Source organism: Nostoc sp. MS1, assembly GCF_019976755.1.
GTDB lineage: Bacteria > Cyanobacteriota > Cyanobacteriia > Cyanobacteriales > Nostocaceae > Trichormus.
Genome location: NZ_AP023441.1, coordinates 3,939,882 through 3,955,183, shown reverse-complemented (window position 1 = coordinate 3,955,183; position 15,302 = coordinate 3,939,882). Strand labels below are relative to the sequence as shown.

General features: G+C 41.0%; 13 protein-coding genes. 6 read left to right on the top strand and 7 right to left on the bottom strand.

Annotation, left to right across the window (positions count from 1 at the left end):
- Positions 1–27: 27 nt before the first annotated feature.
- Positions 28–1,032: a hypothetical protein gene (locus tag NSMS1_RS17115; RefSeq protein WP_224085875.1), complete on the top strand. Its 1,005-nt coding sequence runs from the start codon at positions 28–30 to the stop codon at positions 1,030–1,032.
- A gap of 118 nt (positions 1,033–1,150) precedes the next feature.
- Here the strand turns inward: NSMS1_RS17115 and NSMS1_RS17110 are convergent, their stop codons facing one another.
- The 4 genes from NSMS1_RS17110 to NSMS1_RS17095 all read right to left on the bottom strand — a co-directional run bounded on the left by NSMS1_RS17110 (position 1,151) and on the right by NSMS1_RS17095 (position 5,658).
- Entirely contained in the window at positions 1,151–2,320 is a 1,170-nt protein-coding gene (locus NSMS1_RS17110) for a homocysteine biosynthesis protein (RefSeq protein ID WP_224085872.1), read from the bottom strand.
- Positions 2,321–2,511: 191 nt separating this feature from the next.
- Positions 2,512–2,940 carry an ATP-binding protein gene (locus NSMS1_RS17105; protein ID WP_224085869.1) on the bottom strand — a complete coding sequence of 143 codons (429 nt, stop codon included), beginning with the start codon at positions 2,938–2,940 and terminating at the stop codon, positions 2,512–2,514.
- 3 nt (positions 2,941–2,943) lie between these two features.
- Positions 2,944–4,620, bottom strand: a complete 1,677-nt coding sequence (locus NSMS1_RS17100) for a SpoIIE family protein phosphatase (protein ID WP_224085867.1) — start codon at positions 4,618–4,620, stop codon at positions 2,944–2,946.
- A 318-nt stretch (positions 4,621–4,938) separates the two neighbouring features.
- Positions 4,939–5,658 carry a response regulator transcription factor gene (locus NSMS1_RS17095; RefSeq protein WP_224085865.1) on the bottom strand — a complete coding sequence of 240 codons (720 nt, stop codon included), beginning with the start codon at positions 5,656–5,658 and terminating at the stop codon, positions 4,939–4,941.
- 331 nt (positions 5,659–5,989) lie between these two features.
- On the opposite strand from NSMS1_RS17095, the gene NSMS1_RS17090 reads away from it, so the two are divergent.
- Positions 5,990–6,730, top strand: coding sequence for a WecB/TagA/CpsF family glycosyltransferase (locus NSMS1_RS17090; protein WP_224085864.1), 741 nt, complete (start codon positions 5,990–5,992; stop codon positions 6,728–6,730).
- A 379-nt stretch (positions 6,731–7,109) separates the two neighbouring features.
- A complete protein-coding gene (gene ftsE, locus NSMS1_RS17085; RefSeq protein WP_224085863.1) occupies positions 7,110–7,853 on the top strand; it encodes a cell division ATP-binding protein FtsE in 744 nt (247 codons plus the stop codon).
- Positions 7,854–7,978: 125 nt separating this feature from the next.
- Here ftsE and NSMS1_RS17080 read toward each other — a convergent pair whose 3' ends face one another.
- Positions 7,979–8,740, bottom strand: a complete 762-nt coding sequence (locus tag NSMS1_RS17080) for an armadillo-type fold-containing protein (protein ID WP_224085861.1) — start codon at positions 8,738–8,740, stop codon at positions 7,979–7,981.
- A 208-nt stretch (positions 8,741–8,948) separates the two neighbouring features.
- Complete coding sequence (locus NSMS1_RS17075) at positions 8,949–9,548, bottom strand: hypothetical protein (RefSeq protein WP_224085859.1); 600 nt, start codon at positions 9,546–9,548, stop codon at positions 8,949–8,951.
- A gap of 454 nt (positions 9,549–10,002) precedes the next feature.
- Between NSMS1_RS17075 and NSMS1_RS17070 the strand changes: the two genes are divergently transcribed.
- Positions 10,003–10,902 carry an alpha/beta fold hydrolase gene (locus tag NSMS1_RS17070; protein WP_224085858.1) on the top strand — a complete coding sequence of 300 codons (900 nt, stop codon included), beginning with the start codon at positions 10,003–10,005 and terminating at the stop codon, positions 10,900–10,902.
- 589 nt (positions 10,903–11,491) lie between these two features.
- Here the strand turns inward: NSMS1_RS17070 and NSMS1_RS17065 are convergent.
- Positions 11,492–13,111 carry an iron uptake porin gene (locus NSMS1_RS17065; protein WP_224085854.1) on the bottom strand — a complete coding sequence of 540 codons (1,620 nt, stop codon included), beginning with the start codon at positions 13,109–13,111 and terminating at the stop codon, positions 11,492–11,494.
- Positions 13,112–13,430: 319 nt separating this feature from the next.
- Between NSMS1_RS17065 and NSMS1_RS17060 the strand changes: the two genes are divergently transcribed.
- Together NSMS1_RS17060 and NSMS1_RS17055 are read left to right on the top strand one after the other, a co-directional pair.
- Positions 13,431–14,441, top strand: a complete 1,011-nt coding sequence (locus NSMS1_RS17060) for a metal ABC transporter substrate-binding protein (RefSeq protein WP_224085851.1) — start codon at positions 13,431–13,433, stop codon at positions 14,439–14,441.
- Between the two features lie 64 nt (positions 14,442–14,505).
- Positions 14,506–15,276, top strand: coding sequence for a metal ABC transporter ATP-binding protein (locus NSMS1_RS17055; RefSeq protein WP_224085848.1), 771 nt, complete (start codon positions 14,506–14,508; stop codon positions 15,274–15,276).
- Positions 15,277–15,302: the final 26 nt, after the last annotated feature.

The following is a 15,302-nucleotide window of genomic DNA, read 5'->3' as shown; positions in this document are numbered from 1 at the left end:
GATGTGTCTCCGCCGCAAGGAGTTTTTATGACTTCCGACCTGATGCCTTTGCCTGAATCTTCCAACTCTATTGCCTCCGATCAGCCTCAAAATAACACAGAGGCCGCCGCTAAAAATCATGTAGCAGCACCCCAACCCATTAAACGAGAAAATTCCCCACCTAGTATTAGTGAGGATACCTCAGATGGGAATTTAGCTGATCGCCAGCAACCAATTCCGCCTCCCAGCGAACCAATGCAATACCGAGCCATTGGTTTAGTTCGGGGTCGTTACCGTGCCAGCGATGAACAATTCACTCAAGGTATTTTACTCACTACAGACGGGGTAGAACTCAATGCCGTCCTCCTGGGTCGGATTATGAGTTTAGTAAAGAATCACCTAGACCTAGAAAAAGACCATTTGTGGGTAGTTTATCCCCGCACAAGACAGGAAAACGACTCTCTGCATATCCAAATTGTCGGCGTTTGGGAACCAGAAAATCTGGCTAAAAACGCGACAGAAGAAGACGAGCAAGAATTGGGTTTACATGAAAGTGTACCCGATACGCCAGAAGCAGAAACAAAACCCCCAGCGCCTTCAGCCAACATTCCTGATGGTGGATTTTCTGTGCGTGGAGAAGTAGTTTACCAGTCTTTTGATGCAAAAAGCTTAGTTATCAAAATTAAGCAGGCTCCACGTAAACCAACTGATAAACCCAAATATTTTAAATTGAAACTGCGTGGTGTCTTGACCACCAAAGCTGTAGGCAAGTTTTGGGATTTCCAAGCCAAGCGAGAAGGTGACGTTTTAGTAGTTCAAACTGCTGAAGCGATCGCTGACTTACCCAAAAAACGCCGACCACCGTTCAAAGGTGGTGGCGGCGGTGGCCCCCGTGGTGGTGGTGGCTTCAGAAAACCCTTCCCCCCCAGAAGACCAGGAGAAGCGCCCCCCCGTCCCGTCAAGAAAGTCGGCGGCGAACCCTCTGCGGTTTCCAAGCCTCAGCCAAAAACGCCAACTCCCAAGCCGGTGAAGAAGCCTAAGCCGACGGAGTAGGGAGTGGGGAGTGGGGAGTGGGGAGTAGGGAATAGGGGGAGATGAGGGAGATGAGGGAGTAAATAATTTCTTGCTCCTACTCAGCACTCATAACTCAGCACTTCCTCACTCCCACTTCTTAAATATCCCGCAAACGGTCTTGAGGCAGGAAAGAACGCTCTTGAGGAATCGGGGCGACTGGTTCTGTAAGAGTGAAAGTACCTGCCTCAATCCACTGTTTTAGTTCTATAGCTACTTGTCGAGAGAGAAAGACGCTGGCTAAAGGTGCAGCCCTCACGGTTTTACCCTCAATGGTGATACGCCCGGACTTGAGTTGAGCGTAACTGACTAAGCCGAATGTGGGGCGAACACGCCGAGGAATGGAAAAGTCTACTATTGGCGCGACTAAATCTTGGTCTTGGACTGCACAGTGTTGTACAACCTCTTCATTTAACACTGGCAATGGCACACCAACACCCAACATCAAGGAAGGGCCATAGCTTTTGAAATAACAACCCCTCACCCAACGAGCATCCATTTGTTTGGCATCACCTATTAAGGCTAAAGTCGCCGCCGGGCCGATTGGGGTTTGATTAGCTAGGCGCTTTTGTAAAGGGAAGTGTTGAGTTCCTTCCCAAGCCACATAACCAATGCCGCCACCCAAGAAAATGCGTGTACCGATGCCAATGAGTTGTAATTTGGGGTCGTTGAAAAGCGGAGAAATTGCACCTGGGTTAGAATAGACAGCGTTTGCCAGCCCTGGCTGTAGGGGGCCAAGATAGGTATGCAGAGGGCGATCGCCTCCATTCACCCCTACGATAAAATTTTGATAGAGATTCCGGGGATTAAATAAATAAAACTGATTAATTGTGTCACGGGTGATTGTAGTTTCAAAACTTGCTCTGGGATAACAATCAGTTACCTGTCCTTGCGCTCTAACTTGGATAGATTTACCCGCGATTAGATCCTCAATGACATGACCACCGCCACGTTCGCGGACTTCTTCACCGTCCATCGCATCGACAGCACAACTAGCACCCAAATATAAATCAACCGCCCCAAAACCACTGTAGGCGGGAACACCATCTAACCAGCAACGACGAATTTTGATTGGTGGGTCTGTGTGTCCAAGATTGACGATAGCACCAGTCGATTCCATTGGTTCAAAAGTGCCAGTAGTGACTACATCAACTTCTTGAGCAACTTTACTCACGCCAACTTCTAAAACTCGTGCCTTTAATTCTTCAACCGTTAGGACTACCGCAGTTTGACGGCTAATTTTTTCGTTAATTTCCGCAATAGTTCGCATTTTAAATGTAGCGGATAGACATTCTCATTAGGAAGCAGTTGCCTGCCAAATCATTGATTAAATCAGTTTGGCAAGAAAAATCCAATCCCTATAATCAGAAATGCACATCAGCTAGTGATAGATGTACCAATATTAATATTAAAAATTAGCAGTAAATTTCTGCACAAATTTTATTTTGTTCCCTTCCCTGTTCAGTTATTGGCTGCTTCTGGGATAGTAGCTTCTAATTTGAGGCAGTTAGCCCCATTAACTTGCAACTGATATTCTACTTTATCCATCAAACGATTCATAATTAGCCAACCATAGCCACCTTCTTGCCTATCATCAGGATTGGGTGGAAAATAAGTAGCCATATCAAAACCTGCACCATAATCCCAAATTTCTATCGCAATATCTCGTTCTTTAAATTCCACACGCAGTAAAACTGGCAGATTTGGCTGCTCTTTATGGGCGTGACGCACGACGTTAGAATAGGCTTCCACCAACGCTAGGCGCAAGCGGCTTGACTGCCGTGACCAGTCAACAGAATCGCCAAACTGAATTTTTAAACATCCCAATAACCAGTTTTCGACGATGTTTAAATAATTCAAGTCACTTGGTACATGCAGCTCACTTTTCATAACTTACAAGACCTCCAATGAGAGTATAGTTTGATCGTCATCTTGAACGTGGTTATCTGCCTGAATACGAGCTAATAAATGGTTAAGAGATAGCGGTTTAGGCTCTTGCTGTAAGAGTTGCCACAGACCATCTTGATTCAGCATAGAATGACTTGCTAGCTGACCGCCACCCACGTTTTTTACGGTGGAAAATAGTTTATTTGATACCATAGCCTCTGTAATTCCATCGCTGGCTAACAGTAATGTATCTCCAGGTGACAGCACTAAACTACCGGACTTAGCGTGCCACTTAGGTAAAATCCCTAAAGGAATAGCTCTAACTGTCAGATAGACGGGTTTTTCTGGTGCATTGATTTGATTTGACCAAACTAGAGGATAGATATGACCAGCATTTGCATAAACTAACTCTCTAGTACTTGGTGTATAACGAGCTAAGACAAAGGTAATAAAGCAATTGTTGCTAATTAAGTCATCACATAAAGCATGGTTAAGATTATGTATAACTACATTAGGTTCGGGGGGATTTTCTTGAGATAACTCTCGACGTAATACAGAAATTGCGCTGGCCATAAATAAAGCAGCCGGTACACCTTTACCAGAAACGTCACCTACTGCTAACCACACGTCTCCTTGTGTGGGATGGACAAAGACTTCAAAAAAGTCACCACCTACTTCTCTGGCTGGATAACAACAAGCCTGCAATTTTGCGCCTTTGATATCTGGTAGAGTTTGGCGTAGTAAATTATTTTGAATTTGCCGCGCAACTTCTAATTCAGCACTAATTTGTTGTTGTTTTTCTTGCAGGTGTTGATAAAGTTTTGCTTGGGAAACCGCTAAGGCAGCTTGTTCAGCTACACCCGTGATTAACTGAATCTCCTCATCATGCCAAGGATGTTCTAGTCCCCATTGGTAAAGTGCTAGCACAGCCAGTAGATGCTGTTGATAGCATAGAGGTACTACTAAGTAGTTACACTGTTTACCATTGTTGATATCTTGAGCAATTAGATAATGACCAGTTTCTAGTACCTCAGCAATTAAACAAGAGGGGTCAAAGGCACTCTCTGGTAAATCGACGGCTGGATTTTGGTAGTAAAATTGATTTGGTGTTAAGCGGTTGTTTTCTACTGGTTTGAGTAAACAACAAGTGGCCTCAAAGGTTTGTCCGATGGTGGCGGCAATTTTTTGCAGCATACTCTCATAATCTAAAGATTCTCGAATTGCTGTTGTTACCGCATTAAATAAAGATTCTCGCCGCAAAGCACGCTGTAATTCTTGGGTGCGCTTTTTGACTAGGCGATAAGTGTCTGTGGCTTGTTCAACTACAGCTTTTAGCCGTTCAGGGTTCCAGGGTTTGGTGATGTATTTGAAGACTTGACCTGCATTAATGGCTTCTACCAAATCTTCAACATCTGTAAAGCCTGTCAATAAAATCCGAATGGTATCGGGGTAAAGCCCTACTGTACGGCTGAGAAGTTCTGTACCATTCATTTCAGGCATTCTCTGGTCTGAGATAATTACAGCCATTTCGCCTTCTTGAGCCAGAATTTCTAAAGCTTTATGGGCATGGTTAGCTTTATATACTTGAAAATCTCGCCTAAAAGTACGGTAGAGTAAATCTAAGTTATCTGGCTCATCGTCTACTACCATGAGCTTGAGTTTTTCTACCTCAGTTTCTGTCATAGTTGACTTGCTTTTTCGCATGTTGAAATTTGGCGAGATATGACAGTTCTTATCCCACCGAGTCGTTAAATATAGCAGGGAACTGGCGTTCCCCGAAGGGGTTCTCGTTCGCGTCAGCATCTCCAAAGGAGAAGAGTACCCGTAGGGTGATAGGCTCAAAGGCTGCTTGATATCAGCATTTAATGCTCACTCTGTGTCATCATCTGTTTGGCAACTGCCATTAGATTAACAGAAGGAATTTTTGAGAAAAAATTACCTTTCTGTCAAGTATAACTTTACTCTTTATTTTGTCTGGGAATATTTCAATCCCATCCTAATTTAACCTACTAGCCCAGAACGTAAAGCCCGGACAGCAGCTTGGGTACGGTCATCGGCGGAGAGTTTGTTTAAAATATTGCGCACATGGGTTTTTACTGTTCCGACAGTTATATATAAGCGTTCAGCTATGATGGCATTACTACAGCCTTCGACGATTAACTGTAGTACTTCTAACTCCCTTTCTGTCAAGGTATAGGGGTCAATATTATCTAAATAGTCTTCTGTTTGGGAATTTGGGAATGGACTTTCTGTTTCTATCTTGAAAGCTTCTGGTTTAGGTGGTTGTTGTTGTGCTTGTTGTAATACAATTCTGGCGATCGCTGGATCAATCCAAGCATTGCCATTGTAAGTCACCTTAACTGCTTCCAATAAATTATCAAACCCAATATCCTTCATGCAGTAAGAATCAGCGCCAGCTGCGAAAGCCGCCAAAACGGCTTCTTTATTATCACGTAAGGTTAGAATTAATACTTTTGTGCCTAAATCCGGGTTACTGATGCTAGATTTTAATTCTCTTGTTAGCTCAATGCCATCTTTGTCTGGTAAACCGATATCGATAATCGCAATATCTGGTTGTACCGTTTTTAACATATTTAATCCTTCTACCGCATTGGCAGCTTCTCCGACAACTTCAATTTCTTGTCTTTGTTGTAGTGCTGTCCGAATACCCACACGGGTTAGATCATGATCTTCAATCAGGGCAATCCGAATTTTACTCATAGTCAATTTCTACCCGTTACGCTATTACACAAAAATTTTCACCGAAATTTTCCTGTTTTGTCCGTGAATTATCTTATACAGCCTCGCAATTTTTAGAAAGAATCAGGTTATTTTTCCAGAAATTTCTCAAAAAACAATGATAAAAGATTACTCAGGCATTATAAGCTGTTTTTATTATGCAAAATACGCAAAACAAAGGCTTAACTTTAACAATTCAGTTTTCTAAGTAAACTTGTTTGCATAATTTTACCCTCCCTCTTAGCCCAGAGGCGACCTATTAAAAAATTTGATAAACTATCGTCGAGAGAATCTGGTGTGAGGCTCAAGGGCTATGTTTCCAACATCTAAAGTGTTTTCAGTGCTGGGTATCCCCATTCATGTGATGAGTGACTATCCAAAGTGGTTGCTAGAATCGCTCAAACAAGAAAAAGGCGCTCATGTTGTCACGCTAAATGCCGAAATGACAATGCAGGCGCAGCAAAATCCATCCTTGAATAAAATAATTCAGAATGCTGAATTGATTATCCCTGATGGTGCAGGAGTAGTGATGTATTTGCGCTGGCTTTGTTGGCAAAAAGTCCAGCGTTGTCCAGGAATTGAACTAGCAGAAACGCTGTTGCAAGTAATTGGTCAACAGCAGCCAGATAAAACTGTATTTTTCTACGGAGGTGCAAACGGAGTAGCCGCAAAAGCAGCCAATTATTGGCAACAAAAAGTACCCACTTTAAATATAGTAGGTACTTATTCCGGTTATCACTCCGCCGAAGAAGAAGAACAATTACTACAAACTCTTGCTGAATTACAACCGCAGGTAATTTTGGTTGGCTTGGGTGTACCACGGCAAGAATTATGGATAGCTCAAAACCGTCATTTGTGTCCGCAAGCCATTTGGATTGGTGTGGGCGGTAGTTTGGATATTTGGTCAGGAAGCAAAAACCGCGCTCCAGCTTGGTTAGCTAACAATAATTTGGAGTGGTTATATCGTCTTTACAAAGAACCTTGGCGTTGGCGGAGAATGTTAGCTCTACCCCAATTTGCAGTGAAGGCTTTTGTTTATCGTTTGACTACTTAGGAGTGATGAGTAGTGAGTGCTGTTAGCGGAAGCGGCGAGTTTAGCGCGTGCTGAGTTATTATTTTTTCCCCATCTCCCTCATCCCCCACCTTTCGGGTTCGCGTAGCGTCTGTCTCCGACACGCTACGCGAACGTTAGAGAAGCAAGCTACATCCCTCTCACTCCTACCTAACCGAGTGATAATACTTACCCCATGTAAAGGATTTAAAAATTTTTAATGTTGGATTTGAGATTCTCAGGCATTACTTGGGCATCCTTATTGTTAAGTCAATGATGTTCAGACAAGGTTAAATTTACCTAGCCTTTGAAGCAATAGGCTCGTAAGTATTAACATTCGTCACTGAAGAATTGTCTAAAATTATCTAAGGAATGTTGAGTAATGCCTGTATTAACAAATCCAGCACATGCCGAACAGGCCATTTATGAACAAGAAGATAATACACAAGAAAGCACCAGTAACAGTTATATGGTGCAGTTAAACGCTGTGACCAAAACTTATGGTAACGGTTGTCATGGTTTGCTGGATGTTAATTTAGAGATTAAAAAGAAAGAATTTTTATTCATTACAGGACCTAGTGGTTCGGGGAAGTCAACACTTTTAAAACTGTTGTATGGCGAGGAGTTTCCCACCCAAGGAGATGTGATTGTCAACGGTTGCAATGTTTCGGCTTTGCGAGGCGATCGCTTATCATTATTACGCAGACGTATTGGCATTGTTTTTCAAGACTACAAACTCATCCCCCAACGCACCGTCGCAGAAAATGTAACATTTGTTTTACAAGCTCAAGGTTATACCCGTAAGGAAATTCAAAGGCGTTTGGAACCGACACTAAAATTGGTGGGGTTGCTCTCCAAAGCTGACTGTTTTCCTGATCAGCTTTCTGGAGGAGAACAACAACGGGTAAGTATTGCACGGGCAATTGTAGGAACTCCACCATTACTTTTAGCTGATGAACCTACTGGTAATCTCGATCCTGATAACTCTTGGCAGGTGATGCAGATTTTGCAAAAACTAAACGCTTTTGGGGCGACTGTAATTGTGACTACTCACGACGAACAATTAGTCCGGCGGTGTAATCGTCCTGTAGTTCAGGTTCGTGATGGTAGGCTTTATCGGAAGTAATTTAGTCATTAGTCATTAGTCCATAGTCATTAGTCAAAAGGCAGAACTCTTTAATTTTGAATTTTGAATTTTGAATTTTGAATTTTGAATTGATTACTCCCTTATCTCCCTCATCTTTCCAGTCCCTAAGCTTGCGCTTTCACTTTAGTTGACAGAGGCTTTAGCGGTGACATAGGTTGAGATTGCAGTGGTTGTAATGGCTCTAGGGCTTGTAAACCTTCAAAAGCTGCTTCTCTAACTATCGGTTCTTCTTCACGAGTTAGTAGCAACTGCAAGCATTGGGTAATTTCTCGCTGCAATTCTGAGTCAATTTTTTGCGTTTTAATTATTTTAGTGATTCTACGTAAAGTTACTAAGCGCTTTAAAGAGTCTTTTTCTGTAAGATTGAGGAATAACTGCTCAAAGTTATTTTCCTCCTTGCCAGCATAGGATTTGATAAGTTGCCAGACTAGCAAAATTATAGTCAATAAGGTTCCTATTCCTTGAGCGATCGCACCAGCCGCTATCCAAGGGCTAGGGGAATCAGCCATAATTGCCGCAGCCATATAAGTACTGACAGTAGCTATTCCTCCACTACCTACAGCTATCACTAATCGGCGATTTGACCCGTTAAAAAGCTTTTGCAGTTCTACCCAGCGTAATCTCCAGTCCCATTTCTGCATTGAGTAGACTAATAACATTACGCCAACACCAACCAGAAGTGCTAATAGAAGTTTCCAGTTCCACAACAGCATAGCCACGAGAATTACCAGCAATATCAAAAAACCATTTAGTTCTGAAAGATGCTGATAATTTCGCCGCTTGGTGGCTTTAGTCTTAAGCTCTGGAAGCAGCCAGTCGGGCATCTGGTTGATTAATTGCTGCCAAGAAGACAGAGCCTTTACCACAGTGTTTACCTACCTAACATTACAAGATTGTCTAATGTATAAGTTTTACTTGGTATTGAAATCCATTAATAAATCCTGAGTTTTACTCAGACTATTGGTGTTTTTTCAATACCAAATACTGTAAATCGACAATCAATAATACTCTATAAGAATACCTGGGTTGAAGTAGATCGAGTAATTTTACTATTAAAATTTTTCCAGGCTGTGCTTAGACATAGAAACAAAAGTCACTTAATGTAAATTGTCCGTCAAATGCACAGAATGTAACAGAGTAAATGTTTTGAGTTGTTACAAATAATGGGCTATTGGGAGGTAATACTGAGTCAGAGTTAGCTAGATTGGCACTAGGCAATATACTTTGGGTTAGTAATTGGCGATCGCGAGCGTAAGCAGACATTACTAGTCTTTGAGAGCTAGTAATACAAGCACTTACTTTGCTAACCGGACGCAAAAACTTCGCTTCTAGAAATCCGCTTTTAGGCGCACCCATTAATACTGTTAACCCTGAATTAGTAGGAAAAGCAGGATTTGATGGTTGTATAGCAATAGAATTACCAAAAATTACGCCACAGTATTCATACTGATGCTCTACCACTTCAAAGCACTTCAAATCTTCTAAATTCAAACACACACAAGTTGGTGCTTCTATCGTGTTGTCAATTTCTGCATCCGATTGACTCCGTTTGACAGAAGTGACGATTTGTTTCTGCACATCGAATTGACTACGTACAAATGTATTGTCTTCAAATTGTGGTACTTCATCTGTTTGAAGAGTAGCCTGCTTACCCACAATACCCCGCCTTACCATTACCTAGAGAATCACAAAATTACTGACGGCTATTTTTTCATGGGCGAACAAATAACTAATAATTATCGCTTATAATCGCTTTAACAAAGTATAGACACCCACAATTATCCGTAAGTTTTCTGTAGACTATCATAAAAAACGGCTAAAACAATATTAGCTAAGTGATAGTCGCTACCAAGGTTCAACTTAAGTGAACCTTGGTATTTGGTAATTACAGGGACAGACTCTTTCGATTGATGAAAAAAAAATCACAAAATCTTCATAAGCAAGCCAGTGATTTTACATCTGCTTAATCTGGCGCTGGCTAGAGGTGCCAACCTTGTATGTTCATCGATAATGGCAATTGAGAAATGTAATTTGGCTACGCGGTAATCGAGCGGAGGATGAAGGAGAATAACTAATGACGATGGACTGTTGACTATGGACTAATGACCAATGACAAATAACTAACACTATGTTTCAACCACTAGGATTTGAGCAACGCTCTATAATTACCTCTCTAGGTAAAATTGTGTATTACACTAACGCTGGGTCACTTTGGCAAGGAGATGATCAGGCTGATGGCCGAGAAACTTTAGTGTTTCTACATGGTTTTGGCGGTGGTTCTTCTGCTTATGAATGGTCGAAAGTCTATCCTGCCTTCGCAGCGCAGTATCGTATATTAGCACCTGATTTGATAGGTTGGGGTCAATCTGAACATCCACAACGGAATTATCAGATTGAAGATTATTTAACGACTATCCGTGAGTTTTTTGGGCAAACTTGCGCTGAACCAGTAACAGCGATCGCATCTTCCTTAACGGCAGCCTTTACTATTAGAGTAGCGATCGCACATCCTGAATTATTTAAGTCTTTAATTCTTGTTACACCAGCCGGACTCTCTGATTTCGGTGAGGACTACACTCGGAGCATTTTTGCTCAAATTGTTAGTGTTCCTCTAGTCGACCGCTTCCTATACAGTACGGGTATTGCCACTAGCGGCGGTATTCGGAGTTTCTTAGAACAACGACAATTTGCTCAATCTAACCGAGTATATGACGAAATTGTCGAAGCTTATCTCCAGTCTGCCCAGCAGCCTCATGCTGAGTATGCTGCTTTGTCATTTGTCCGGGGTGATTTATGCTTTGATTTATCGCTTTATATTCAACAGTTAACTACACCTACAGTCATTATCTGGGGTCAAAAGTCTCAATTCACAGGCCCAGAAATTGGCAGGCGTTTGGCACAACAGAATCCTCAAGCCATCAAGGTATTCCAAGAGTTGGATGATGTAGGGTTAACTCCACAGTTAGAACTCCCAGCAGTGACCATAGGATTGATTAAGAAGTTCTTGCCTTTGCTGAATAATCAATAGTTCTGATTTATCAAGTTGCTGAAACTTAATTCTCAAGGTGAACTGGAGATAATACAGCAACCTTCCTAGTATTTATTCTTTATGGTCAGTAGGCGCTCTCATCTAAGTGTATACCCTTACTTCAATCCTATTCCACCAGCCTTCTATAGCTGACTGTGGTTAACGAGTGGAGAAAATCTACACTTTCCATATCAGCCTATTGACATTTTTAAAATATTCTGAAAGATAGAGGCTGACTACCTTAAGATATATCTTTTTTCGATAAATTTTTTCAAAAAAACTGTGTTGGCTGTTACAATATTGTTAAGAAAAGTTGCCCGTTGCATTTTGGGAATACGCAACAGGGTTTTAACTCTATGAGAAGACAACGCATAAACAATAGACTTAGACCAGCTGTGGGAGGCTGGTCTTTTTTATTGGTGTTATGAGGTTGTACAACAAAGCTTAGTTACTAACTAATTACAAGTATACTGAAAATTTTCAGTAATTTCCACAGATTTTCTGATTGGCGTGATTTGCATATACAATACTTTCCCAATCAAAAAGACGCAAAGAATCTCTTTACGTCTTTTGAGTAATTTTTAAGCAACTAGAAACTAAATGTGGTTCTCAAAGCACCTATGAAGACATCATCATTATCATCATTGTGGTCTGGTGATGTTAGCCAGATAACTCCTGGAGTGATGGTAATATTGTCGCTCAGTTTGTATTGATAGAACGCTTCTAGATGGTAGGAAGTATCTCTATCCTTGTCTAATGCAGCAATGCTAGAACTCGTTACTTTTGGTTCCATCCCAGCAATAATACCAGCTAAGTTACCTTTCTTGCCCAGGTCGGGGAAGCCAAGGGTAACTGCATAGTTCCAAATATCAACGTCCCCACGCACTCCAGTCAGGTTGCGGCTATTAGTATAACCTGCCCAGCCACCTAAAACTATCTTATCGCTGAGTCCGATGGATGCTTGAATACCATAGGAATTGCTGGAAAATGCAGCTTCATCCAGGCCTTGCAATTCTGCTAAATTGGCAAAGGTTGCCCTATTACTTCCTGTGAGTAGTGGCTGATTGTAGGAGTTGATGTATGTTAACCCTACAGTGATGCGATCGCTTGGTTTAACGGTCAGCTGTGCTAAAGCACCATAAGACCCATTAAATAAACCACTACCAAAGCTTGGATCATTAGGTGTTCCACTCAAATACCCAAGACTCAGAGCTAACCTATCATTAAACTGATAGTTTACACCTAAACCTGCACCAGCTATTTGTCCGTAAATTGGGTTACGTGTACCAAAAGTGGATATAGCACCAAAAGCACCATCTCCATCAAAAAGGTTTACCGTATTCGTCAAGTCGTCTGCTGCACCTGCATTAGCAATCAGTTTAACTTGTGTGTTTTTTCCTAAAGGGAATGAGTACCACAGCGCATCGATGATAGCCTCATTACTAGCATCTTCCAGAGGTAAACCAAAAAATAGGTTTCCTTCTGGAGTGTTAATGTTGGGGCTAACAATATTATTGGTCTGGATTCTGGTGAACAATGTGTCTTGACCAGTAAAACTGGTGACAAATTCTACTCGCGCCCGTACTCCAAGAGTGGTATTCTTATCTTGGATTCGCTCACCATTGACGCGATCGCCACCTAAAACATCGCTGATAACTGCGACAACTTGTCCTTGCAATTTTGTTGTAGTAGAGAATTGATTTGCTTCTAGTTCAGTAGTACGCGCTTCTAAAGCATCAACTCTACCTCTTAACGTTGCTAATTCCGCAGCAAATTCTTCTTGTAGCCTTTGTAATGCGGCTAAGTCTTCTTTTCTGACTAACTCAGCTGTGGCGGTAGCAATGAGTTCGTTAACTCTATCGAGACAAGCATTTAAACCAGCTGCAAATTCATATCTTGTTAAGGCACGATTACCACGATATGTCCCATTGGGATACCCAGCAATACAACCGTAACGTTCTACCAGTGATTGTAATGCTTGAAATGCCCAGTCTGTAGGTTGTACGTCAGAAAATTGAGATACTGATGTAACTTGTGACATTGCCCCTGACGGGGTTGCACCATCAAACTCTGGGTTTGTGTTAGCTATTTCTAGGGGTTGATTTATTTGGGTTGTCGCAGGTGTTTCTTTACCAAAAACAGCACCAGAAAACAGTATTAGGCTACAAATTGCTGGGTTAATTAACAAATACTTGCAAAACTTTTGCATTTTTATCCTCACACACATACTTTACTCACACGCATTTTGTCCTTAGTCATGCCTATAGCAAACTTACGTGAGAGCATTTTTGCTTAATCAAGTCTTTTCAAGATATTACCAGCACTTGGGAATTATTGTCACCAATAAAGTCAGGGATTCGTTATTCATCTATACAAAATGAATTTACACAGTGATTGCAAACAAAAATTAATGTGTCTATTTTATGAGAATGAGAATTATTATAATATGTCTTATGTATAATGAGCATCATTATCAAAAACAAGAATGATGATAAAAACAGCAGTTATATGGAGGGAGGGTAAAGTACGTGATTTGGACTCGCATCGGGTTTACAAGAGGTGGGCGGCGAAATCGTCTCTTGTTTTTAATAACTTTGCTGACTTTATCCGTTGCGTTTGGCTGTAGTAAATCTGATACCAATCAAAGAACTGCTGCACAGTTACCTACAGCACAGGACGTTGCAACAAGTCCATCAGCACAAAAGCCGAAAATTAAAATAGTAGCGACAATATTACCAGTATATTTATTTACTAAAGCTGTGGCAGGAGAAGCAGCAGATGTATCGATTTTGTTACCTCCTGGTACTGAAGTACATGAATATCAAGCTACACCTGATACTGTAAAAGCGATCGCCACAGCTAATGTTTTAGTCGAAAATGGCTTAGGTTTGGAAGAATTTCTTGATAATACGGTAAAAAATGCCCAAAATCCTCAACTTACTCAAATAGATGCCAGCAAAAATATTAAAGCTGTAAATGAGATTTCACCTGTTGTAAAAACAGCAACAAAAGACCAAAATCATGAACATTCTCAAGGTAATCCCCACGTTTGGTTAGATCCCGTATTAGCAAAACAGCAAGTAAAAAATATTCGGGACGGATTAATTGCAGCTGATCCTGCTAATAAGACCACTTACCAAACCAATGCCGATGCTTATATAAAGGAGTTGAACAATTTAGATAATGAATTTCAGCAAGGCTTAAAGAATACTGCCAACTGTACCTTTATAACCTTCCATGATGCTTTTCCTTATCTAGCCCAAAGATATAACCTTAAACAAGTAGCTGTAGTACAAATTCCAGAGGATCAACTTTCACCGACAGATGTACAAAAAACAGTTAATACAGTCAAAAATTACAAGGTAAAGGCTTTATTTAGTGAACCGGGAGTAGATAATAAATTACTTACTAGTCTCTCTAAAGATTTGGATTTAACTTTATATCCTCTAAGTTCTATAGAAAATGGTGAAACAAATCCACAGTACTACTTTCAAGCCATGAAAAATAACTTACAAAAGCTAGAAGCAGCTTGTAAATAGGTATTATACAATTCACAATTGTCCTGCTTTGTATTCCTCACTCTCTATTTTCCCGATACGACTGATGACATTGCCCATTTTAAAAGTAGAAAACTTGAGCGTATATCAAGGAAATTATTTAGCTATTCGAGATGTTTCCTTTGAGTTAACACCAGGGACAGATACAGCAATAGTCGGCCCTAATGGTGCGGGTAAAAGTACTTTAGTTAAAGCAATTTTAGATTTGATTCCCCGTAGCGCGGGTAAGATTGAGATTTTTGGCAGACCTATCGCTAGATTAGGAAATTTACGTCATCTTTTAGGCTACATGCCACAAAATTTTATTTTTGACCGCAGTTTTCCTATTTCTGTTGCAGAATTGGTAGGTTTAGGGTGGGTTGCAGAAGACAGTAAAAAACATTCATTCTTCTCAAAAATACGTTATCAAAATCGAGAAAAATCAGCAGCAGTTGCAGCAGCTTTAAATAGAACCGACGCTTACCATTTAAGTAATCAAATAATTGGCACTCTTAGTGGTGGTCAACTCAAGCGAGTATTGCTAGCTTACTGTTTAGTTATACCTCGCAAAATTCTAATTCTAGATGAAGCCTTTGCTGGAGTTGATATGCAGGGTGCAGCAGATTTTTATGCTATGTTAGACGAATTAAAACAACAGGAAGGTTGGACAGTTTTACAAGTTTCCCATGATATTGATATGGTAAGCCGCCATTGCGATCGCGTGCTTTGCCTCAATCAAACTCTTGTTTGTACAGGTCAGCCAGAAATAGCACTCTCTCCTCAAAACCTTTTAGCAACCTACGGTCCTGGTTTTAGCCGTTATGAACATCACCATTAAACAATTCAAAACAAATTCGAGAAGTG